The 22440-nt window shown below is 42.9% G+C and carries 20 protein-coding genes; 3 read left to right on the top strand and 17 right to left on the bottom strand.

Annotation, left to right across the window (positions count from 1 at the left end; all coding sequences use genetic code 11):
• Positions 1-37: 37 nt before the first annotated feature.
• The 8 genes from ACOOE0_RS17000 to ACOOE0_RS16965 form a co-directional block, all read right to left on the bottom strand.
• Positions 38-1810: an AMP-dependent synthetase/ligase gene (locus tag ACOOE0_RS17000; RefSeq protein WP_420400102.1), complete on the bottom strand. Its 1773-nt coding sequence runs from the start codon at positions 1808-1810 to the stop codon at positions 38-40.
• Positions 1811-1918: 108 nt separating this feature from the next.
• A complete protein-coding gene (locus ACOOE0_RS16995) occupies positions 1919-2272 on the bottom strand; it encodes a DUF4406 domain-containing protein (protein WP_420400101.1) in 354 nt (117 codons plus the stop codon).
• A gap of 78 nt (positions 2273-2350) precedes the next feature.
• Positions 2351-2926 carry a Crp/Fnr family transcriptional regulator gene (locus tag ACOOE0_RS16990; RefSeq protein WP_420400100.1) on the bottom strand — a complete coding sequence of 192 codons (576 nt, stop codon included), beginning with the start codon at positions 2924-2926 and terminating at the stop codon, positions 2351-2353.
• Positions 2923-3393, bottom strand: a complete 471-nt coding sequence (locus tag ACOOE0_RS16985) for a GNAT family N-acetyltransferase (protein WP_420400099.1) — start codon at positions 3391-3393, stop codon at positions 2923-2925. Before ACOOE0_RS16985 ends, ACOOE0_RS16990 begins: the two co-directional genes overlap by 4 nt.
• 192 nt (positions 3394-3585) lie before the next feature.
• Positions 3586-7272: a phosphoribosylformylglycinamidine synthase gene (gene purL / locus ACOOE0_RS16980; RefSeq protein WP_420400098.1), complete on the bottom strand. Its 3687-nt coding sequence runs from the start codon at positions 7270-7272 to the stop codon at positions 3586-3588.
• Positions 7273-7396: 124 nt separating this feature from the next.
• Complete coding sequence (locus tag ACOOE0_RS16975) at positions 7397-8152, bottom strand: SDR family NAD(P)-dependent oxidoreductase (RefSeq protein ID WP_420400097.1); 756 nt, start codon at positions 8150-8152, stop codon at positions 7397-7399.
• An 86-nt stretch (positions 8153-8238) separates the two neighbouring features.
• The gene (locus tag ACOOE0_RS16970) at positions 8239-9147 is read right to left on the bottom strand and encodes a helix-turn-helix domain-containing protein (RefSeq protein ID WP_420400096.1); all 909 of its coding nucleotides are present in this window, start codon (positions 9145-9147) and stop codon (positions 8239-8241) included.
• A 145-nt stretch (positions 9148-9292) separates the two neighbouring features.
• Positions 9293-10504 carry an RsmB/NOP family class I SAM-dependent RNA methyltransferase gene (locus ACOOE0_RS16965; protein ID WP_420400095.1) on the bottom strand — a complete coding sequence of 404 codons (1212 nt, stop codon included), beginning with the start codon at positions 10502-10504 and terminating at the stop codon, positions 9293-9295.
• Between the two features lie 71 nt (positions 10505-10575).
• On the opposite strand from ACOOE0_RS16965, the gene ACOOE0_RS16960 reads away from it, so the two are divergent.
• Positions 10576-11607, top strand: coding sequence for a WD40/YVTN/BNR-like repeat-containing protein (locus ACOOE0_RS16960; RefSeq protein WP_420400094.1), 1032 nt, complete (start codon positions 10576-10578; stop codon positions 11605-11607).
• A gap of 50 nt (positions 11608-11657) precedes the next feature.
• Here the strand turns inward: ACOOE0_RS16960 and ACOOE0_RS16955 are convergent, their stop codons facing one another.
• The 8 genes from ACOOE0_RS16955 to ACOOE0_RS16920 form a co-directional block, all read right to left on the bottom strand.
• Positions 11658-12005, bottom strand: a complete 348-nt coding sequence (locus ACOOE0_RS16955; RefSeq protein WP_420400093.1) for a DUF6515 family protein — start codon at positions 12003-12005, stop codon at positions 11658-11660.
• 108 nt (positions 12006-12113) lie between these two features.
• Entirely contained in the window at positions 12114-12557 is a 444-nt protein-coding gene (locus tag ACOOE0_RS16950; RefSeq protein ID WP_420400092.1) for a Spy/CpxP family protein refolding chaperone, read from the bottom strand.
• The gene (locus ACOOE0_RS16945) at positions 12550-13080 is read right to left on the bottom strand and encodes a hypothetical protein (protein ID WP_420400091.1); all 531 of its coding nucleotides are present in this window, start codon (positions 13078-13080) and stop codon (positions 12550-12552) included. The genes ACOOE0_RS16950 and ACOOE0_RS16945 overlap by 8 nt, the downstream gene beginning before the upstream one ends.
• Positions 13081-13113: 33 nt before the next feature.
• Entirely contained in the window at positions 13114-13656 is a 543-nt protein-coding gene (locus ACOOE0_RS16940) for an RNA polymerase sigma factor (RefSeq protein WP_420400090.1), read from the bottom strand.
• A 342-nt stretch (positions 13657-13998) separates the two neighbouring features.
• Positions 13999-15822 (bottom strand): ABC transporter ATP-binding protein, encoded by a 1824-nt coding sequence (locus ACOOE0_RS16935; RefSeq protein ID WP_420400089.1) that lies wholly within the window; start codon positions 15820-15822, stop codon positions 13999-14001.
• Between the two features lie 3 nt (positions 15823-15825).
• The gene (locus ACOOE0_RS16930; RefSeq protein ID WP_420400088.1) at positions 15826-17532 is read right to left on the bottom strand and encodes a phospho-sugar mutase; all 1707 of its coding nucleotides are present in this window, start codon (positions 17530-17532) and stop codon (positions 15826-15828) included.
• Between the two features lie 56 nt (positions 17533-17588).
• Positions 17589-18536, bottom strand: a complete 948-nt coding sequence (locus ACOOE0_RS16925; protein ID WP_420400087.1) for a glycosyltransferase family 2 protein — start codon at positions 18534-18536, stop codon at positions 17589-17591.
• 42 nt (positions 18537-18578) lie between these two features.
• Positions 18579-19100 carry a DUF4199 domain-containing protein gene (locus ACOOE0_RS16920; RefSeq protein WP_420400086.1) on the bottom strand — a complete coding sequence of 174 codons (522 nt, stop codon included), beginning with the start codon at positions 19098-19100 and terminating at the stop codon, positions 18579-18581.
• Between the two features lie 164 nt (positions 19101-19264).
• Here ACOOE0_RS16920 and ACOOE0_RS16915 point away from each other — a divergent pair, with 164 nt between their 5' ends.
• Positions 19265-19531 (top strand): type B 50S ribosomal protein L31, encoded by a 267-nt coding sequence (locus tag ACOOE0_RS16915; protein WP_420400085.1) that lies wholly within the window; start codon positions 19265-19267, stop codon positions 19529-19531.
• Between the two features lie 81 nt (positions 19532-19612).
• Positions 19613-20788 (top strand): GlmU family protein, encoded by a 1176-nt coding sequence (locus ACOOE0_RS16910; protein WP_420400084.1) that lies wholly within the window; start codon positions 19613-19615, stop codon positions 20786-20788.
• 34 nt (positions 20789-20822) lie between these two features.
• On the opposite strand, the gene ACOOE0_RS16905 is transcribed toward ACOOE0_RS16910, so the two are convergent.
• Positions 20823-22400 carry a M81 family metallopeptidase gene (locus tag ACOOE0_RS16905; protein WP_420400083.1) on the bottom strand — a complete coding sequence of 526 codons (1578 nt, stop codon included), beginning with the start codon at positions 22398-22400 and terminating at the stop codon, positions 20823-20825.
• Positions 22401-22440 lie beyond the last annotated feature (40 nt).

Below are 22440 nucleotides of genomic sequence, written 5' to 3'. Positions count from 1 at the left end.
TATCGGGCCAATTATTTTGGTTGGTATTGAACCTTAATTAGTATCCATAAATACTATTGTACAGGTCTAGATATTTTTCCTTGACAATTTTCCGGCGGAGTTTCATGGTCGGGGTCAGGTGCCCGTCATCCACGCTCCAAACATCCGGGGTGAGCCTAAACTGTTTTACTTTTTCCCATTTGGCAAAGTCCTCATTGGCCAAATCTATTTCTTCCTGGAAACGGGATATGACTTTGTCATTTATTGTAATATCCGAGTTGGCGCCCACAGTAATCTCATGGCGTTTGGCCCATTCGTGCAAGAATTCAAAATTGGGTTGGATGAGGGCAGCCGGCATTTTCTCGCCTTCACCCACAACCATAATCTGTTCTATAAATCGGGATTGCTTAAAGCGGTTTTCCAATAATTGTGGAGCTACATACTTTCCACCAGAGGTCTTGAACATTTCTTTCTTACGGTCTGTAATTCGTAAAAAGCCATCGGCATCCACCTCTCCAATATCTCCGGTATGAAAGTAACCATCCTTTAAAACTTCGGCGGTTTTTTCAGGGTCTTTGTAATAGCCTTGCATCACCTGTGGTCCCTTGATGCAGATTTCGCCATCATCTGCAATTTTTACTTCTGTTCTTGCAATAGGTCTACCAACGGTTCCAATTTTAAAACCGCTTTCCCGCATATCGTTTACGGAAACCACGGGAGAAGTCTCAGTTAAACCATATCCTTCCATGACCCCCATTTCGGCAGCGTTGAAAATTCGTGCCAGACGGGGTTGCAAGGCTGCACTACCTGAGGCTATCAATTTTAGGTTACCGCCAAGCCCTTCCTTCCACTTGCTAAAAATAAGTTTACGCGCCAATGCCAATTTCTTTTCGTACCACCAACCGTTTTGTCCGTAGGGTTCGTACTTGAGACCCACTTCAACTGCCCAAAAGAAAAGTTTCCTTTTAATACCAGTAAGTGCCGCTCCTTTGGCTATGATCTTGTCATATACCTTTTCCAACAAACGAGGTACGGCCGTCATTACATGTGGTTCCGTTTCCTTGAGGTTGTCACTTATGGTTTCCAAGGACTCCGCATAATGTATGGCTACACCTCTATATTGGTACAGATAGATAAGCATTCGCTCATAAACATGGCAGAGGGGCAAAAAACTCAGAGAACGGGTTTCGCCGTCCACAATGGGGAAACGCTTTGAACTTTCAATGGCGTTGCTTACCAGATTATCATGGGATAGCATTACACCTTTGGGCCTTCCCGTGGTACCTGATGTATAAATCAAGGTGGCCAGGTCATTGGGTGTTACCTGCGCTTTCAACTTTTCCACTTCGTCCTGATTGGATGTGTCCGCTCCCAAATCCAAAACTTCTTTCCAGTTTTTGCAATTGCCCAATTCGCCAAAGGAGTACACATCCTTTAAATTCTTGATTTTGGAAGACACCTCGAGCACCTTTTCCAAAACCTCGCCGCAGGAAACAAAACAGTATTTTGCCTCGGAGTGGTTCAGTACATATTCATAATCTGCCGCTGAGATGGTAGGGTAAATAGGCACATTCTGTGCACCGATTTGCAATACCCCAATATCCATAATATTCCATTCCGTTCTGTTGGTCATGGAAATCACGGCAATTTTGTCGTTTGGTTGCACCCCCAATCTCAATAAAGCTCGGCTAACGGCGTTGGCCTGATCTATATAGGCCTGGGTGGAGGTGGGCACCCACGTTCCGTTGTATTTGGTAACCAGCGAATTTTCAAGGGGGAATTTTTCCAATTGGTAATATGGAAAATCAAATAATCTGGTAACTGTTTGCATAGTAAGTTTCTGTAAAGTAATTGCAAAATAGGAAATAGGACCCAGATTAAGAAATGGTATTCTTACTATAAGGAGGGAAAAATTTAAAATTTGACAATGAGGTTTCGGTTAGGTCGATGGAATCTCTTCCAGAGAATAATACACCTTAAGTCCATTTTTTTTGGCCACCTCAACGTCCTGATCAGCACCCTTGGATTCCCCTGGGATTCGGAGGATGGCATCACATTTAAGTAGCATACGATGCGCTGCTGGATACTGAATTTCCTGCCATATTTTATCTCCCGGTTCTTTTGCTCCAGCCAATTTAAGAAGGGGCAAGGCCAACCATTCTCCAATAATGGGCATGTGTCCCATTCGGAACAGCGGCAAGGCCATTGCTTCCAAACGTTCCAAGTTTTTTTTCATTAGGATTGGGTCGTTGTTGGTGCCACTTCTATAGGGGCCGGCTATCAATATCATCATAATAAGGCATTTTAGATATTGATAAAGTAAGCTCGAAATGTTATGATGGCAAATAAAGTAGTTTAAGAAATGGGATGGCTAAGGGTTGTTGCGAATCATGCTTAAGAATTCCGGGGTAATACCCAAATAGGATGCAATCTGTTTTTGGTTGAGTTTATTTGAAATTTCAGGATACCTGGTCTTGAAAATTTCATACTTTTCCTTGGCTGGGAGAGAAAGGTTTTCCATACTTCTTCGCTGTTCCCGTATGTACGCATTTTGCATTAGGATTCTAAAGAAGCGTTCCAACTTTGGAATCTGAACAAGAAGTTTCTCATAATCCAATTTGGACAGTCGGAAGACGGATGAAGGGACAAGTGCCTCAATGTTAACCGCGCTCTTTTGCTCTTTAACAAATGCAAACATATCCGTGATCCACCAATCCGCGGTGGCAAACATGACCGTATGTTCCTTCCCGTCCTCGGCTAATGAGTAGGCCCGCAACATACCTTTGCTAACAAAGTAAATGGCGTCACAAAAAGCTGCTTGTTCCAATAAGGTCTCCTGTTTTTGAAGCTGCACATGATGAAGATGGGATACAAATGTTTTACGCTCTTCAGGTGTCAGCTGAATGTGCTTCTCCAAGTTGGCTAGAATACCCCTAAATTCCTTCATTGGGTAGGATTAAGGTGTAGTTTCATGCCTTCGTGCGAATCGGTAAACCCCAAGGTCCTATAGAATTCCAAGGCATCCGGGCGTTTTTTGTCTGTAGTGAGCTGCACTACATGTGCTCCTCTTTCTTTGGCCCGCTCAATGGCCCATTGGAACAATTTTTTACCGATTCCCTTACCGCGATATTCATGGTGCACCCGAACAGCCTCTATTTGGGCTCGAATCCCACCTTGATAAGTCAAATATTGAATAAAACTTAGCTGCATGGTGCCAATGACGTTGCCAGAATTGTCCTCGGTTACTATCAATTCCTGATTTGGATCTTGATTGATGTTCTTGAAAGCCTCTAGGTACTTTTCAGGAAGGGGTTTCCGAAAATTCTCCCGTAGTTTGCCCAATTTATCATTCGCCAGCATTTCAACTATTGCAGGGATGTCCTTAAGAGTAGCTTGGCGGATATTGTTTGGCACAATTATGTTGTTTTTAACTGTTTGACACGAATTTCACTAATTACGTTTTTGCTATGTAAGTGGTTCAAGGGTTTGACACGAATGTCACGAATTTACGCGAATCTTGTGAAGTTTATGAATTAGGATAAACATAGAACCGCTGTGCTGAACAGCTACCCGTTTAACAATCCAATAATCTAACTTAATCCAGAGCTAGCTATTTTCCTCCACCCATTCCCTAGCATTGATAAACGCTTGTAGCCAGGGCGAGACCTCATCATTCCTATCCTTCGGATAATGTGCCCAGTTCCATGGAAAAGTGGAACGCTCAATATGGGGCATAGTTACCAAGTGTCTACCTGTTTTGTCACATAACATTGCGGTATTGAAATCACTCCCGTTGGGGTTGGCCGGATAGCCTTCATAACCGTATTTGGCCACAATATCGTATTGGTCTTCGGAATGCGGGAGGCTGAACTTTCCTTCGCCATGGGAAATCCATACCCCTAATGTAGATCCCGCCATGGAGCCCAACATCACCGAATTGTTCTCTTGAATTTTGACCGAAGTAAAATTACTTTCGTGCTTACCGGAATCATTGTAGGTCAATCGCCCATGTGTTTCGTGTTCGGGATTGATCAAATCCAACTCCATGAACAATTGACAACCATTGCAGATTCCTATGGATAGGGTGTCCGGTCTGGCAAAGAAGTCGTTGATGACCTTATTGGCCTTCTCATTGTATTTGATGGCACCTGCCCATCCCTTGGCACTACCGAGCACGTCAGAATTGGAAAAACCACCTACGGCACCCAAAAACTGAATGTCTTCCAAGGTTTCCCTACCAGATATCAAATCGGTCATGTGCACATCCTTAACATCAAATCCAGCCAAGAATAGGGCGTTGGCCATTTCGCGTTCGGAGTTGCTTCCTTTTTCGCGGAGGATGGCGGCTTTGGGCTTCTTACCTCTCGACTGCGCTCGAGGTGACAACCTGCCATCAAAATTTTCAGGGAAATTATAGATCAAAGACTGATTTTTGTAGTTGTCATAGCGGTCTTTGGCCAGATTGCTGGCAGTCTGTTTAGCGTCAAGTAGGTATGAAGTGTTGAACCAAGTGTCCCTTAACGATGGAATGTTCAGGCCTATTTCTATGCCATGGTTTTTGATGGTCAGTTCTTCTTTTGATGAAACCGAACCAATTTTGATTGCCTCAATCCCAGCATTTCTAAGCACTTCTTCCGCTGAATTATCCTTAACTTGGAAAACAATTCCAGCATTTTCGGCGAAAAGCAAGTTGATGGTATCTTCCTCACCAACTTCGGTGAGATCCAGTTGTGCTCCAAGAGCCAAATCAGCAAAACACATTTCCAAAAGAGTAGTGATCAATCCGCCAGAAGCTACATCATGACCAGCAAGAATTTTATCGTCTTTAATCAATGATTGGAGGGTGTTGAACACCAATTTCACATAGGCCGAATCTTGTACGGAAGGAGCTTCGTCACCTATTTCATTCAGGATTTGGGCGAATGAGGAACCTCCTAGTTTGTATCCATCCTTTGATAAGTTGATGTAGTAAATATCCCCGCCATCTTTTTGCAAGACAGGTTCAACTATTTTATTGATGTCATTACAATTTGCAGCCGCAGAAATGATTACCGTGCCGGGCGAAAGCACATCTCCATCCTTATACTTTTGCTTCATGGATAGGGAATCCTTCCCCGTGGGGACATTTATTCCCAGTGCAATGGAGAAATCGGAAACGGCTTTAACAGCCTCGTATAAACGGGCATCCTCACCTTCGTTTTTGCAAGGCCACATCCAATTGGCAGATAAGGAAACCGACTTAAGCCCATCCTTCAAAGGTGCCCATATGATATTGGTCAAAGCTTCTGTGATACTATTGCGGCTACCGGCAACAGGGTCTACCAAGCCAGAAATTGGCGAGTGTCCAATACTGGTGGCAAGTCCTTCCTTACTTTTGAAATCCAATGCCATCACCCCGCAATTGTTTAAGGGTAACTGCAGCGGGCCCGCACATTGTTGTTTGGCCACTCGACCTCCAACACAGCGATCTACTTTATTGGTCAGCCAGTCTTTACAGGCCACAGCTTCCAACTGAAGTAGCTGTTCAAGATAATCGTGAAAATGTTCAAGGGAGTAATTGAGTTTGGCGTATTCGCGAAGCACGGTACTGTCTTCCATTATGGTTTTTGGAGAACTTCCAAACATGTCGGAAAGCTCCAAATCCATTGGTTTATCTCCAGATTTATCGGATACAAATGTGAAGCGATGATCTCCTGTCACCTCACCCACGTCGTACATTGGGGAGCGCTCACGAGCCGCAATCCGATTCAATAAATCCAAGTCTTTTTTTCCAATAACCAATCCCATTCTTTCCTGGGACTCATTCCCAATAAGTTCCTTGGCCGATAGGGTAGGGTCGCCCACTGGAAGTTTATCGGTATTGATGGTACCTCCGGTTTCCTCAACCAATTCTGACAAACAGTTAAGATGTCCACCGGCACCATGGTCATGTATGGAAACGATGGGGTTATCATGACTCTCCACCATCCCTCGAATGGCGTTGGAGGCCCTTTTTTGCATTTCGGGATTGGAACGTTGTACCGCATTCAGTTCAATGGCCGAACTAAATTCCCCGGTATCTGCACTGGATACTGCGGCACCTCCCATTCCTATGCGATAATTGTCTCCACCAAGAATGACTATTCTGTCTTCCTTTTGGGGTTGATCTTTAAGGGCTTGCTCTTTTTTTCCGTATCCAATTCCCCCCGCCAGCATAATGACCTTGTCAAAGCCTAATTTTCGAGCTTCTTCCTGATGTTCGAAGGTAAGTACTGAACCGGCAATTAGGGGTTGACCAAATTTGTTCCCAAAATCGGAGGCGCCGTTGGAAGCTTTGATCAATATATCCATAGGAGTCTGGTACAACCAGTCGCGTTCCACCATACCCTTTTCCCACGGGCGATTTTCTTCCAATCGGGAGTAGGAGGTCATGTACACCGCAGTTCCTGCCAAAGGAAGCGAGCCTTTTCCGCCTGCCAAACGATCTCTGATTTCCCCTCCAGAACCTGTGGCTGCCCCGTTAAAGGGCTCTACCGTGGTTGGAAAGTTGTGGGTTTCGGCTTTTAAGGATAGAACTGAGTCGAACTCCGATTCTTCATAATAGTCGGGCTTGTCGGCTGTTTTGGGTGCAAATTGCACCGCTTTTGGCCCATCAATAAAAGCCACATTGTCCTTGTAGGCTGAAACAATTTCATTCGGATTTTCCTCCGAAGTCTTCTTGATCATTTTAAACAAGGACAATGGCTTTTCTTCCCCATCTATAACAAATGTTCCATTGAAAATTTTATGTCGGCAATGTTCAGAATTCACCTGACTGAAACCAAATACCTCCGAATCCGTCAACTTTCTCCCTATGCGTTCTGCCAGCTCTTCCAAATAGGAGACTTCATCATCACTCAATGCCAGACCTTCCTGCTGGTTATAGCTGGCAATATCATCAATTTCCAAAATGGGTTCGGGAACAATATCAATGGTAAAAATATCCTGGTTTAGTCCCTGGTACTTTTGAAAAAGCATGGGGTCATAGTCCTGATGTCCCTCTTCCGTTGCATAAAACTCTTCAATCCTTTGGATGCCCTCAATGCCCATATTCTGGGTTATCTCCGTGGCATTGGTACTCCAGGGGGTGATCATTGCGGCCCGAGGTCCAATAAAAAAGGCGTCAAGAGACGCCAGAGGTTTTTTTGTTGCTCCCGAAACAAGTTCGGGACAGGCGAACAACCACGTAAGTTTCTGAATGTCTTTTGGTGCGATTTCTTGAGCAGTCTGGACGGCAAAAACCTTTGTTGCCATGTCCCCAAAGAAATGAATCATATCAGCCTAATTGTTGAACAGATTAAGAAAGTGCAAATTTACGCTTTTCTATGTGATTCCATGTCCAGGAGCAAAACAGTTTTCAACCTGAGTTGTTAATAGCTGCTTGGAAGAATTTCGAAGCCTAAACAAACATTCCTCCAGATGCCTCAATCCGCTGACCATTGATCCATTTGGCCTCATCTGTACATAAAAAAGCGACCAAACCACCAATGTCATGACTTTCACCAACTCTGCCAAGGGCGGTTAAGTTGGCAATGTGGTCCATTACCTGTGGCATTTCCTCGAAGCGCTCCTTGTTGAAATCGGTGTTGATTGCTCCAGGAGCCACGGTATTTGCTTTAATTTTACGAGGTCCCAACTCTTTGGCCAGATATCTGGTAAAGACTTCCACGGCTCCTTTCATTGCCGCGTAGGCCGAATATCCAGGAAAAGAAAAACGAGCAAGCCCGCTTGATATATTTACAATTCCACCCCCATCATTTAATATGGGCAAAAGTGTCTGGGTTAAAAAATACACCCCTTTAAAGTGGACATTAAACAACTGATCGAAATTTTCCTCAGTGGTTTCGGCAACGTATGCGTTATACCCGAACCCGGCATTGTTGATCAGAAAATCGATGGTATCCGAATCAAATTCCTTTTTTAGTGTTCGTTCCAGTAGGGTTTTAAAAGATTGAAATGAAACTTTTGTGGTGTCCAACTGCAAGGCAACCCCTTGTCTACCAATCGCCTCTATCTCCCCAATGGTGGTTTCGGCAGCTGTTTTGTTTGAATGGTAGGTGATGACTACATCCAAGCCTTTTTTGGCAAGTTCGATGGCCATGTCCCTACCCAACCCTCGACTTCCGCCTGTGATCAATGCAATTTTTGTACTCATGTTTTATGTTTTTAGTTATGAATACTGCAAAGTTCAACAGGGTTGACTTGATTATCTTGTGATGGTCAATCCAATAATTGCAAAAATCAAACAATTTCTATTTTTCGAGACTTTAAGGGAGAGAGGTCGGTGTGTTTTTTGAAGAAGTTGGAAAAATGGGCCGTTTCTTCAAATCCGAGCGCGAATGCAATCTCGGCTATGTTCCAATTACTGTGTCTTACGAGTATTTTGGCTTCTTTGATAACCCGTTCCGCAATTAAGTGGGAGGTGCTTTTCTGCTCAACTTCCTGTAATGCCCGGTTTAAGTGGTTTGTATGGATACTGAGCTGATTGGCAAAATCAGACGGGGAACGAAGATTCATGCGCTGCCCCGTACTTTCTATAGGGAACTGTCTTTCCAATAATTCGGTAAACAGGGAGGTAATTCTTTCCGAGGCGTTGGAATGGATATTGGCAATGGTATGGGCGGGCTGCAGTTTCATAGCCTCGTGAATGAGTTCAAAAACTAGGTTTCTCAAGATATCATACTTGAAGGCGTAATCTGAATTCAGCTCTTTGAACATGCGCTGAAATAAGGGCGTAAACCTATCAATATCCCGATGGGTCAACTGCACCACGGGAATCCCTCCAGGCTGAAAAACAGGGTAGTTTAAAAGTGTGCCAAATTGATGAAAAAAGGTTGCGGTGAATACGCAAAAATACCCTGTTAGCTGCTCATCTATTTGTTCCCAATTGTACGGTATTTGCGGGTTGGAGAATACCAGCACATGTTCATCAACCGGCACAACCTTATCAGCGTAGTGCACCTTACTTCTGCCGGAGACCAAGCTTATTTTGAAGTAATCCCTACGGTTAAAGGGCATGGGTTTGGGTTTGGGCCCTGCAAATTCGTCCAACTTAAATACATTGAAGTGACCTATCCCAGTTTTGAGATCCTCTGGAATGCTATTTTGACTGGAACTATAAAACTCCTCAATGGAAACACGTTTGGCCATGTTTCAAAGTTACATAAATCAAATAAATTAGATTGTTGGATTGTTGGATTGTTGGATTGTTGGATTGCTTCGAGCTGGGAATTTGGGATTTCAAGTTTGGAATTTGAAAATCGAATGGATTGTTTGATTGTTAATTGAACATTGTTTACTGTTTCTTGAGCAACGCCATATAGAAACCATCATATCCATGTTCTGATGCATAGATATTTTGCTCTTTGACCAGGGTAAACTCTTGCCCAGATTCGGAATCCAAGAACTTTTGCACTTGCTCTGTGTTTTCTTGTGGGAGAATAGAACAGGTGGCATATACCATTTGACCACCTTTTTTGAGCATTTTGCTGTAGTTCTGAAGAATATCCTGTTGCACGCCCATAATGCGGTCAATAAATTCAGGTTCCAACTTCCATTTGGAGTCTGGATTACGACGGATTACGCCCAATCCAGAGCAAGGAGCATCCAGTAAAAGTCGGTCTGCACTATTGCGTAGTTTTTTGATGACCTTGGTTGAATCAATAACCCTTGTTTCCACATTATGGACCCCATTGCGGCGCGCTCGAATCTTCAGTTTTTTGAGTTTGCTTTCATAGATGTCCAGCGCTATTAACTGTCCTTTGTTCTGCATTTGAGCAGCCAAATGCAAGGTCTTTCCTCCTGCACCCGCACAGGCATCCACCACACGTTGTCCTGGTTTCACCTCCAAAAAAGGTGCTACCAGTTGGGAAGAGGCATCCTGCACTTCAAACAAGCCATCCTTAAAGGATTCCGTGGTGAAAACATTTTTCCTTTCCTTGAGTTTTAGGGCATCGGGATAGCCCTTGATAGGTTCAGTTTCAATTTCATGCTGTTCCAACGCAATTTGAAGCTGCTCCTTTTTTATTTTCAAGGTGTTGGTTCGAAGAATGACCTCGGCTTGCTTGTTCAACGCAGCGATTTCCTTTGTCCAAAGTTCATTTCCCAATGACTTTTCACCAAGCTCATCCATCCAATCTGGTACGGATTCTTTTATTTTTCTGATTTTGGACAGTTCATCAAACCTACCCTTGATTCGACGCTCGGGAGTACCTTCCAACTGCTTCCAATCCGGGATTCGGATGCCTCTCAAAACGCACCATACGGCAAACAAACGAAACAAATGTTCCCTAGAGTAGGGTTCGTGCACTTCCGATATTTCAGTATAAAGGCGTTTCCAACGCACAATGTCGTAAGTGGTTTCGGCAATAAAGCCGCGATCTCGTGAACCCCATCGCTTATCATACCGCAGTACTTTCTCAATAACCTTATCGGCATATTCATTTTCGTTGAAGATTATGTTCAACGCATCAATTACGGCAAAGACCAAGTTTCGGTGTAATCGCATCCCAAAAATTAAGAAATGCAAAGGTATGGTTTCTAATAAGATTCCAATTACATTTGGGCAAACACATCTGCATGAAAAACTTCCAATTGCTTGTCTTATTGATTTTGATTGCTGCCTGTTCCAAAAAGGAAAGACCAAAGCGCTTTTCTGCTGTTCAGATAAAGACCGTTATTGAAGATTCGGTAAGCATACGTGCCATTGAATTTTTGGATAGCAAAACTTTGGCATTTGCGGGGAGTGGCGGTGTGTATGGAACTGTGGATGTTAATACCCATACAGTACGTTCCAATATTCAAGTCTATGATAGCCTTTATCCTGGATTCAGGGCTGTGGGAAAGACGACCTCGGATTTTTTTATGCTTTCTGCTGGAAATCCTGCATTACTTTACAAAACTGGAGATACGGGAACAATGGAATTGGTATATAAAGAAGAAGGCGAAGGTGTTTTTTATGATTCCATGAGATTTTGGAATGATAGGGAAGGTATGGCCGTTGGTGATAGTATGAATGGGTGTTTGTCCATCATCATTACGCGGGATGGAGGTAATACCTGGACTAAATCGCCTTGTTCACAATTGCCCGATGCCGAAGAAGGGGAAGGGGCATTTGCAGCCAGCAACACCAATATTGTTATTGTGGGAAACAATGCTTGGATTGCGACAACCGCCGGTGCGGTCTATAAATCAACGGATAAGGGTAAAACATGGTCAAAAACCGCGACTCCCATTGTTAAAGAAAAACCTACCGAAGGAATTTATTCCATTGATTTTTATGATGAAAACGTGGGGTTTGCTATAGGAGGGGACTATACGCAACCTGAATCCAACAAAGCCAATAAGGTTGTTACCCAAGATGGGGGTGTTACTTGGCAATTGATTGCCGATGGGGAGGAACCCAACTATAAAAGTTGTGTACAGTATGTGCCCAATTCGAATGGCGAAGGATTGGTAGCGGTTGGGTTTACAGGGATTTCCTATTCCCAAGATTCAGGACAGCATTGGAAACGGCTCAGCGATGAAGGCTTTTATTCCCTTCGTTTTTTGAATGATACGGTTGCTTATGCCTCAGGAAAAAATCGCATTGCCAAATTGGTATTTCAATAAAAAAGCGACGAGAATATCGCCGCTCTTTTCTAACTACTAACCAAACCAACTTAAACGTTGACCACCACATAATGGCGACCTGATTTTTTATACCAGATACCTCTGGATTTATATAGTTTTCTTCCGTTTACCACAACCACGGTTCGGGTTCTGGGAAGTCTTTTCACTCTGATTCCAACAGGGGCAGCACAAACCACATACCTTTTTCCACGGGCTTTGTACCACACGCCATCCGCGAAATAGAAATTGGTCTTTTTGTGCACCACTACTCGTGGTTTTTTAATGGTAGTAACCACGGTTCCGTGTTTGGGATATACGCGAACCACCGTTCTTTGGGCACTAACGGCCATTGTTCCCAAAAGGGCCACGACAACTAGGATTGTTTTTAAAGCTTTCATAATGTAGATTTTTATGGTTTCTGCTTCTTTGACTATGGAAATGGGAGATGGTTTAATTAAAAAAGGAGCCAATTGGCTCCTTTTTGTGTAGTTTATCGAAAAGGGGAATTACCCACCACCTCTACGTTTTCGCATTTGCTGTAGCAGTCGCTTTTTAAAATCTTCTTCGGCCTTCAGCAGTAGCAAGGTCTTTTTAGGCGAAATCACGGTTTTTATCTCGGAGATGAACTCCAGTTGGGCTTCATGCTTTTCTTTTTGCACATCCAAAAACTTGGTCAATAGGGAAGAAGACTCCGCATTGGATAAATCCTGGATAAATGCTATTTGGGAGCGAAGTTCCATACGTTCGGTTCTGCGAATACGCTCCAAAGTTTCTTCATATTCATTATAAATGGGCCAGAAGGATTGTGCCTCTTGGCTAGTGAGATTCAAACGCTCCGTAATAAATGCCACTTTTAGGGTTTTGATGCGCTCACGGGCAGGACCCTGGGCATAAAACCATGAGGTCCCCATGGCAAAACTGAAAATTAGTATGAGTATTTTTTTAGTCATAATCATTGTAGTCTAGGTTTAAATCCTCAATGTCCTCCACATTTTCATCCAGGTATTCCAAAATTTGCTCCTCGCCCAAATGCTGGTCCAACATATCGGATAATTCAATTTGCTCCAACGAAACCACCTCGGCAATTTCATAGGAAGAAAGATTGAAGTCGGTAGTATCAAAATAGGCTTCCAACTCAGAATTTGCCAAATCATCAAAGGTTATGGTATCGGTATTCTTCCCATTGAGTCCAAAGAACAACAGCAATACTGCGGCAACTCCAGCTATGCTGTAGTATACTTTCTTATAAGATTTAAGTTGAACAACTTTAACCTCTTTAGGTTCCAGTTGTGCCATTACTTTTGGGGTAAGGTCTTCAAGGTAGGTCTCGGGCACAGCAAAACCGTCCGACTTAGGAATTATGGAATTTTCCTCTAGGGAATCCTCCTCTTGGATCCTGTCCATAAGTCGGTCATGAAAGTTATCGAAATAACCTTCCGGAGTTTTGAATTTATTTTTTTTATCCTTTCCCATCTTTTTTGTTTGACCCCCAAACCTTAAAAAGGTTTAATCTGCTTTAAGATACGTTTCAATTTTCTTTACCGCCAAATGGTAAGAGGTTTTTAGAGCACCTACCGAGGTTTCAAGCACTTCTGATATTTCTTCGTACTTCATTTCCTGAAAATATTTCATGGTAAAAACCAATTTTTGCTTATCAGGAAGTGTTGCCAAAGCTTTCTGGAGCTTTAATTGGATCTCATCCCCTTCAAAATAAACATCGGATTGAAGGTTTTCTACCATTGCCGTTTTCAACTCTTCATCACTGATACCCGCCTTCCTGGATTTTTGTTTTAAAAAAGTCAAGGATTCGTTGGTTGCTATACGGTACATCCATGAATACAGCTTACTGTCCCCTTTAAAGCCGTCTATGTTTCGATACACTTTGATAAAGGTATTCTGCAGCACGTCATCAGCATCATCATGATTTAGGACAATCCTTCGGATATGCCAATACAAGCGTTCCTTATAGGTGTTGACCAACACTTCAAAGGCTTTAGCTTGACTATCCTTATGTTTTAGCTCAGCGACTAAGGTTTCCTCAGCGATCAATTTTTTGTTGATTTGATGCTATGACTATGGTAAAGGTAAAAGGTTTAAATTTTTTCTTTCAGTCTTGGGTGCCAGATGCCAGATGCCAGATGTCAGATGTCAGATGCTTGGATTTTTGGATTGTTAGAGCTTGAGCTTGGGTTTTGAATTTTGGATCCTTGGAATTTGGGATTTGGAGTTTTGATTGTCAGAGGTCAGATGTCAGAGGTCAGATGTCAGAGGTCAGATGTCAGATGTCAGATGTCAGGTGTCGAGTGCTGGGTGTTGGATGTCAGATGTTCGATTTTGGATTCTTAGATTTTTGGAATTTGGAATTTGGAATTTGGAATTTTGAACTTGAACTTACCCAAGCGTCTGCATTTCCACTAGCTTTTTGTAACCTTTTTGGGATTTCATCAACTCTTCATGGGTGCCTTGCTCCACAATTTTTCCTTTGCTGAGGACTACTATGGAATCTGCATTTTGGATGGTGGACAGACGGTGCGCAATAACAATGGAGGTTCGATTTTGCATCATTTTTTCCAGTGCATCCTGAACGAGCTTCTCGCTCTCCGTGTCCAAAGCGGAAGTGGCCTCGTCCAAAATCATGATGGGAGGGTTTTTCAACACGGCCCTTGCTATGGACAACCGTTGTTTTTGGCCTCCACTCAATTTATTTCCGCTATCCCCGATATTGGTATCGTAGCCATTGGGAAGTTCCATGATAAATTCATGGGCATTGGCCACTTTGGCAGCTTCCATAATTTCTTCTTCCGTAGCGCCCTCTTTGCCCAGACCAATATTGTTTTTAACGGTATCGTTGAACAAGATAGAATCCTGCGTCACCAATCCCATAAGTCCACGAAGGGATTTTTTGGAAATGTCTTTGATATTGGTTCCGTCAATGTTGATTTCACCCTCGTTCACATCGTAAAAACGCGTGACCAAATTGGCGATGGTACTTTTCCCACTTCCGGATTGGCCAACCAAGGCCACGGTATGCCCTTTTTTGACCTCCAGATTGAAGTTTTCCAGCACATAATCATCTTCATACTTAAAGGAAACTTCCTTGAGGAATATGCTCTTGGAAAAATCTGTTTTTTCTATGGCATTTTGACCGTCTGCGATTGGATTTTCAGATTCCAAAACTTCCAACACCCGTTCTGCGGCGGCATTTCCCTTTCTAACTCCGTAGGAAGCCTTGCTAATGGCCTTTGCGGGGGTTAGAATATTATATGCCAGTCCCATGTAGGCTATAAAAGAGGAGGGATCCAGGGTTTTGTCCACCAAGACCATCTTACCTCCAAACCATAGTAATACTCCAATAACCAATATGCCTAAAAATTCACCTGTGGGCGAGGCTAGGTTTTGCCTGTTCAATAGGGAGTTGGAAAATCTAAAAAAGCGGTTTGTAGATTTTTTGAAGGTATTGAAAAATCGAGATTCAGAGTTAAAGGCCTTGATGACCCGTAAACCACCCAAAGTTTCCTCCACAATGGACAAAAACTCGCCTTGTTCTTTCTGTACTTTATCCGATTTTCGCTTTAGCGACTTTCCAATTCGGGAAATGATCATGCCCGCGATAGGGATGAAAATGAACACAAAAATGGTGAGTTTGGCACTAATACCGAACATGATCAAAATGGTAAACAAAATGGTCAAAGGCTCCCTTACAATCAACTCCAAAATGGATAGAAAAGAGTGCTGAATTTCCAAAACATCCGAAGTGATTCTGGCTATAACATCCCCTTTGCGTTTTTCCGAAAAATAGGAAATGGGCAAATCCACAATTTTCTGGTACATTTTGTTCCGAATGTCCTTTAGTACCCCATTCCTAAGAAAGGTGATAAAGAACATGGCCAGGTAATTGAAGGCGTTCTTCAAAAGAAATAACACCAACACCAGTCCAATGACCAAAATAAGTCCTTTCATATCATCATCCCCAGAATAAGCGGTGACCCGATAGTTGATGTAATCCTGGAGATAATCCTTTAACCCGCCCATACCCGTATAAACTGGCTCAACCAAAACCTTATCGTTGGGCTTGAATAACACATCCAGCATGGGAATCAAGGCCGCAAAGGAAAGCGCACTAAAAAGCGCATAAAGGATATTAAAGAAAATATTGAGAAAACCGTATTTGCGATAGGGAACCGCAAAACGGAGAATCTTTTTAAAATAATTCATTCACTACAAGTTCAATTCGGAAACGATGCCCTCCAGTTTGGCATCCAACTGCGAATTTACGGATTTATAATCCGCGGCATTCTGTAATGTGGCGTTGGTGCTCATGTAAAACTTCACCTTGGGCTCTGTTCCGCTAGGTCTTGCGGCAATTCGTGTGCCATCTTCGGTTTCGTAGATCAAAACATTCGATTTTGGCAGGTCAATGGCCTTTTCCTCCCCAGTTTGTACATTTTTGGCAGTTGAAGTATTATAATCCTCAATCCAAACCACTTTGGAACCTTGAACGGAATCCACGGGATTCTCTTTAAAATCAATCAGCATTTGCTTGATTTCCTCAGCGCCGCTGATTCCTTTTTTGGTCAGGGAAATCAGTTTCTCCTTATAAAAACCAAAACTTACGTAGCAGTTGATCAGTTCTTCATAAAAAGAGCTGCCACTGGCTTTGGCATCTGAAGCTATTTCGCAAGCCAGTAGGGTAGAGGTAACGGCGTCCTTATCCCGAACAAAATCGCCTACCATATACCCAAAACTTTCCTCTCCTCCGCCTATAAATTGGGAATCCGGGAAGTCCTTGATCATTTTGCCAATCCACTTAAATCCGGTCAGGGAAGTCTTGCATTCCACCCCATAGGCTTTTGCCATTTGCTGCATCATGGGTGTGGATACAATGGTAGAAGCTACAAACTCATTGCCCTGCAATCCTTTGTCCTTGAACTTGTCCAACAAAAACTTGGTCATCATGATCATGGTCTGGTTACCATTGAGCAATTCAATTTTACCTTTCAAGTTTCTAACGGCTATCCCTAGGCGATCACTATCAGGGTCGGTACCCACTACCATATCGGCTCCAATGGCTTCTGCCTTTTCAATGGCCATGGCCAAAGCGGCAGGTTCTTCCGGATTTGGAGACTCCACAGTAGGGAATGCCCCATCAGGTTTGGCCTGTTCTTCTATGATGGTGACGTTGTTGTAGCCTGCTCTTTTCAACACCTCGGGAATAGCGGTAATGGAAGTGCCGTGCAAGGAGGTGAACACAATTTTGAAGTCATCCTTTCCCTTGGCGCCAAAACTGCCTTTGCTTACCGAAGCTTCAAAGAAAGCCTCATCCACCTCTTTATCTATAAGTTGAATAAGCCCGCCATCCGCCTCAAACTTTATATCCTCAAAAGAAAGCGAATCTATTTCAGCTATAATTTCACCATCCTGTGGTGGTACAATTTGACCTCCATCTGCCCAGTACACTTTGTACCCATTGTATTCAGGCGGATTGTGGGATGCAGTCAGAACAATTCCCGCTTGACAGCCCAAATGTCTTACCGCAAAAGAAAGTTCTGGCGTTGTTCGCAATTCGGAGAACAAATAAACTTGGATTCCATTCGCAGCAAAAACCTCAGATACTGTTTTAGACAAAGTGTCCGAATTGTGACGGCAATCATAGGCAATAACCACTTTGATATCGGTGTTGCCATGAACTTTTTTTAAATAATTGCTGAGTCCCTGGGTATTTTTGCCCAAAGTGTATTTGTTGATTCGGTTGGTTCCAACCCCCATGACTCCTCGCATTCCCCCGGTTCCAAATTCCAAATCCTTGTAAAAACGTTCCTTTAATTCTTCGGTATCGTTTTCTATAAGGTGTTGAACTTCTTTTTTGGTGTCTGCGTCAAAAAAATCGGTAAGCCAAGTCTTGGCGTTTGCGGTGATGGAATCCATGAAATAATGTAATTTTCTTCGTGTTAAAAGTACAAAGAATATGAAATTGGCCTCGGTTAAATGTTAATTTTCTTGGAGATGGTATATCGGGTATCATTTTTTCTTGAGCGAACCATTATTTCACCCAAAAAGCCAGCTAAAAATAACTGGGTTCCGATAACCATGGCCACTAAGGCAATATAAAACTGGGGTCGGTCGGTTATTAAGCGGCCAGTAGGGTTTAAAAAGAGTTTGTCTATTCCCAGATAGATGGAAAAACCAAATCCCACCAAAAACATAATTACACCCAATGCGCCAAAAAGATGCATGGGTTGACGGCCAAATTTGGAGACAAACCAAATGGTAATCAAATCCAAAAATCCATTTACAAAACGTTCCGCGCCAAATTTGGTGCTCCCATATTTTCTGGCCTGATGCTGCACCACCTTTTCGGTAATATTGGAAAAACCGGCATTTTTCGCAAGTACAGGGATGTACCGATGCATTTCTCCAGAAACTTCGATGTTTTTGACCACATTTTTGTTGAAGGCCTTGAGTCCGCAGTTAAAATCATGGAGTTTGACCCCTGATGTCCTTCTTGCCGCCCAATTGAACAGCTTGGATGGGATGTTCTTGGTGATTATGGAATCGTAGCGTTTCTTTTTCCAGCCAGAGACAATATGATAGTTGTCTTGCTTGATGAGGTTATACAGTTCGGGGATTTCTTCGGGATTGTCCTGTAAATCCGCATCCATGGTAATGACAACCTCTCCTTTGGCGGCTTCAAAACCGGCATGCAGGGCCTGAGACTTTCCGTAGTTCTTTAAAAATCGAATCCCCTTAACGTTTTCATTTTTTTCTGAAAGCTCTTGTATGGTTTTCCAAGAATCATCCACACTGCCATCGTCAATAAAAATAACCTCGTACAAAAAACGATTGGATTGCATAACCTGTACAATCCAATCATGGAGTTCTGTAAGTGATTCTTGCTCGTTAAGTAAAGGGATTACAATGGAAATCTGCATTGTTTCTTTCTGGAATTCCCTTCAAAAGTAGCATTTTTTGTGTTAGTAGGCAGGTTTGTCCTTTTTCACTATAAGACCTGTTATAAGGCTCACAATAAATCCAAAAATTACCGACAAGAGCATGAACACCGCCATAATGACCCAGAAGAACTTTTTCTGGATTTCAATGCTTTGGTCAACTTGTTCGGCAGTTAAATTTGGATTTTGTTCCATGGCTTGTTGCCGACCTAATTCATAGGCCTGTTCCATAAAATTTGGTTCGATAACATTGGAAAAAATAAGAAAATAGATAATGCCCAAAATAAAACTGACCACGGCAACTCCAGGACCTATCTTTATGGCTTGAACCAAGCTTATAAAACCTCCATTGGCCTTTTTAAACTGTAAAATTGCAAGGACAACAAAGACGGCAAGGATAAGATATTGGACGGCCTGAATTGCAAAACTTCTTTCGTGGTGCATATCTGCCAAATAAAGCATTAGGGAAAAGATAATTCCCGCTGCTCCCGCCAAAGCACCATAATTCCGTGAGTAGGTACCCACTTTAGGTTGATTTTCTTCCATTTTAAAAGATTATTTTAGATTGATAGCTGTCTGTTAGTGACCTTTGTTAAGGTTTTGTTACAGTTAAAGGTAGATTTTTTCTTTTTTAATGTTTTTGGGTTGGGATTCTAAAAGAAATCATTAAATTTGCAGCTCGAAAATTCTGAGAATAAGTTTTTAAGGCGATGAGAAAAGGTATACACCCAGAAAATTATAGATTGGTAGCTTTTAAAGATATGTCCAATGACGATGTATTCATAACAAAGTCTACTGCTGATGCCAAAGAAACCATTACCGTGGACGGTGTTGAGTATCCTTTGGTAAAATTGGAAATCTCCAGAACTTCACATCCGTATTATACTGGTAAAACCAAATTGGTGGACACCGCTGGTAGAATTGACAAGTTCAAGAACAAGTACAAGAAATTCAACAAAGAAGAAAAGGCTGAGTAGTCAACTTCTTAATAAATAGATAAGGCGCCCTTGATTTTTAATCAGGGGCGTTTTTTATTTTTACAGTTAGAAACAACCAGCATGAATTATATCCTGGCCGATGGCCCCAGAAGGACCGCACTACTTCCCTTTACATTTACCAGACCCGTTGCAGAAATACGAATTGGCATATTGACCATTACGGAAAAATGGGAACGAAGACTCAAAACCAAGCTAAGTTTTAAGACAGAGGAATATCTGTCCGAGAAGTATCCCATGGTTTCCGCAAAGGAAAACGTGGTCATAGATGGAGCCATCGTACCCGACCAAGGTCTGTCTGAAATGGTAAGTGCCCTTTCAGCAAATGAGGCGATTCAATATGGGGACAAGGTTGTGGCCTATCACACCACAAATCCTAATTCGGAGCCGGATTTTTCCATTTACAAAATGAAAACGTATAAGGGAGAACTTATCACAGTAGATTTTACTTGGGATATTTTTTCCAAAAATGGGGAGGCTCTCCAGGCCGATTATGATTTCATCACCGAGGGAAGGAAAAGTGCCCCAATTTCGGATACCAATAAACTCATAAATCCAGAAAATATCTTTTTGGAAGAAGGAGCAAGTGTGGAACACAGTATCCTAAATGCTTCCAATGGCCCTATTTACATTGGAGCCAATGCTGAAGTATGGGAAGGTGCGCTGATTCGTGGTGGTTTGGCACTTTGCGAAAAAGCTGTGGTAAAAATGGGAGCAAAGATTTATGGACCCACTACAGTTGGCCCCCATGGAAAGGTGTGCGGTGAAATCAGCAACTCTGTAATTTTTGGTTACTCCAGTAAAGGTCATGAAGGGTATTTAGGGAATGCTGTTTTAGGGGAATGGTGCAACATTGGAGCGGATTCCAACAACTCCAACCTTAAGAACAACTATGCCAAAGTTCGGATGTGGAATTATGAGACACAAAAGTTTGACCATACAGGACTTCAGTTTTGTGGCTTGATGATGGGAGACCACAGCAAGACTGCCATCAATACTATGTTCAATACTGGAACCGTAATCGGAGTAAATTCCAATATTTATGTGCCTGGGTTTCCAAGGAATTTCATTCCAAGTTTTAGTTGGGGAGGAGCTTCAGGTTTCTCTACTTATATGCCTAAAAGGGCATTTGAAGCGGCTAAGGTCATGATGGCCAGAAGAGGAAGGGAATTTGACGATGTGGAAGCCCGTATTTTGGAGCATGTCTTTGAACTGACCAAAAAATGGCGGAATTACTGATTCAATCCAATTTGTCTCTGATATTTTAGGTTCTTTATTTTGTGGTGCTACCGGATTGAGGAATGAGTCGGGCCTTCAGATTGGGATCTTCCATGTCTTTATCCAACGGAAACATGGGTCTATTGATTCGTTGATAGCCCAAGCGCTCCAAATCTTGATCTACTCCTCCAGGAGTAAGAGCCATAATCCAATCCCCTCTCATATTGTAAAGTTCAGGTACCAAATACCCAATTTTCACGACTAGGATATCGGAGCTTCTAGGATTCAATCCCAAATTGGTAAAGTCACTTTCCCTGTGGTAAGGCTTCCTTTTTTTGGTAACGATTACTGAAATACTTCCCACTTTCACTACCACTTCCGTTTCGGCATGCCTATCCCCATGCTTGATCGCCTCTATAGTTCCCGAGAGTTCAATGGGAGGTGAAAAACGGCTGTCCACCTGGGCTCCCGCCAAAGCCGATATTTTTTCTCCCACACCCAATTCCACTGCTTTTTGCACCAAATCTGGGCCAGGAATGGAAGCATAAATCAAACTCGGGCCATTGGGGGAAGAAAATTCCGATCTAGCCAATAACTCTCTCAAGGTCCATGTAACATCACCGGCGCCACCAGCGGTTGGGTTGTCTCCCATATCACTGATGATAAAGGGTTTTTCCTTGCTGGACAGTGCTTTTTTTAAGCTTTCTTCCAAAGTTGTGGTCGGTGCCACAAACTCAAAGGCATTTCTAGCCTCCCAAAAACTACTGGCCAGTTGTTCAGCACCTTGGGTTACTTTGTCCCTGTCGTCCCCAGTTACCATGACCACGGCGTGATTTCTAGGTTCGTCCGCCCATGCATATCCTACCCATATAGCGGCATCCACAATACCTTCCTGACCAGCGATTGGGGCAACCTTGGCGTAGAGACTTTTTCCTGGTTCAACACGGGTACTTGTCATTTCCCCTGGTAAAAGTATAGGAACTGGAATCCAAGCTTTATAGGCAGGCTTTCCTTGATTGCTTTCCAATCTATCCAGAAGATTCACTACCGCCCTTTTTTTGGATTCCATGGCATCTTCGTGGGGTGCCATGCGATAGCAGGTAATTAAATCGGTTTGTTCTGCAAGCCTTTGTGAAACATTGCCATGCAGATCCATGCAAGTGGATATTAGTGTTTCGTATCCTACCACTTCCCTAATACGGGCAATTAAGTCCCCTTCGGGGTCATCCAAACCTTCAACACTCATAGCCCCGTGAATATCAAAAAAGAGCCCGTCATAAGGGGCATTTTTCTTAAGCATTTCCAAAGTTTTACCCACCAAGGATTCATAGGTTTCCTTGGTTACGATACCGCCTGGCAACGCGTGACCTTTTAGGGTTGGAAACCAATGGGCACGTTTTCTGGAGAGCGAATCTTTGGACATAAATGGATATAGGGAAAAGACATCATCTCCGGTTTTGGCATGGAAAGCATCCTCCAATGTGACTGCAGGAGAGAAGGTACTGGATTCAATAGCAATTCCTGCGATGGCTATTTTGGGGAGCGTATCTGTTGCTGTCTTCTTATCAGAGGATTTGGTGTTACAACCCACAAGTAAAAGAAGCAGGGACAGGGTAAGGACAATCTTGTGCATGTTCAAAAGTTATCTGTTGATTAGAATTTTGCAGCTAGGT

The sequence above is a fragment of the Flagellimonas sp. genome, assembly GCF_965215805.1.
Lineage (GTDB): Bacteria > Bacteroidota > Bacteroidia > Flavobacteriales > Flavobacteriaceae > Flagellimonas.
This window is presented reverse-complemented; position numbering and strand designations above follow the sequence as displayed.

Bases quoted from the DNA above. Each gene is read 5' to 3' on its own strand.
- ACOOE0_RS16950 (WP_420400092.1), bottom strand. From the start codon at position 12,557: ATGACTAAAAAAATACTCATACTAATTTTCAGTTTTGCCATGGGGACC.
- ACOOE0_RS16955 (WP_420400093.1), bottom strand. From the start codon at position 12,005: ATGAAAGCTTTAAAAACAATCCTAGTTGTCGTGGCCCTTTTGGGAACA.
- ACOOE0_RS16970 (WP_420400096.1), bottom strand. From the start codon at position 9,147: ATGGCCAAACGTGTTTCCATTGAGGAGTTTTATAGTTCCAGTCAAAAT.
- ACOOE0_RS16930 (WP_420400088.1), bottom strand. From the start codon at position 17,532: ATGGATTCCATCACCGCAAACGCCAAGACTTGGCTTACCGATTTTTTT.
- ACOOE0_RS16965 (WP_420400095.1), bottom strand. From the start codon at position 10,504: ATGCGATTACACCGAAACTTGGTCTTTGCCGTAATTGATGCGTTGAAC.
- ACOOE0_RS16910 (WP_420400084.1), top strand. From the start codon at position 19,613: ATGAATTATATCCTGGCCGATGGCCCCAGAAGGACCGCACTACTTCCC.
- ACOOE0_RS16920 (WP_420400086.1), bottom strand. From the start codon at position 19,100: ATGGAAGAAAATCAACCTAAAGTGGGTACCTACTCACGGAATTATGGT.
- ACOOE0_RS16990 (WP_420400100.1), bottom strand. From the start codon at position 2,926: ATGAAGGAATTTAGGGGTATTCTAGCCAACTTGGAGAAGCACATTCAG.
- ACOOE0_RS16915 (WP_420400085.1), top strand. From the start codon at position 19,265: ATGAGAAAAGGTATACACCCAGAAAATTATAGATTGGTAGCTTTTAAA.
- ACOOE0_RS16925 (WP_420400087.1), bottom strand. From the start codon at position 18,536: ATGCAGATTTCCATTGTAATCCCTTTACTTAACGAGCAAGAATCACTT.
- ACOOE0_RS16960 (WP_420400094.1), top strand. From the start codon at position 10,576: ATGAAAAACTTCCAATTGCTTGTCTTATTGATTTTGATTGCTGCCTGT.
- purL (WP_420400098.1), bottom strand. From the start codon at position 7,272: ATGATTCATTTCTTTGGGGACATGGCAACAAAGGTTTTTGCCGTCCAG.
- ACOOE0_RS17000 (WP_420400102.1), bottom strand. From the start codon at position 1,810: ATGCAAACAGTTACCAGATTATTTGATTTTCCATATTACCAATTGGAA.
- ACOOE0_RS16935 (WP_420400089.1), bottom strand. From the start codon at position 15,822: ATGAATTATTTTAAAAAGATTCTCCGTTTTGCGGTTCCCTATCGCAAA.
- ACOOE0_RS16945 (WP_420400091.1), bottom strand. From the start codon at position 13,080: ATGGGAAAGGATAAAAAAAATAAATTCAAAACTCCGGAAGGTTATTTC.
- ACOOE0_RS16975 (WP_420400097.1), bottom strand. From the start codon at position 8,152: ATGAGTACAAAAATTGCATTGATCACAGGCGGAAGTCGAGGGTTGGGT.
- ACOOE0_RS16995 (WP_420400101.1), bottom strand. From the start codon at position 2,272: ATGATGATATTGATAGCCGGCCCCTATAGAAGTGGCACCAACAACGAC.
- ACOOE0_RS16905 (WP_420400083.1), bottom strand. From the start codon at position 22,400: ATGCACAAGATTGTCCTTACCCTGTCCCTGCTTCTTTTACTTGTGGGT.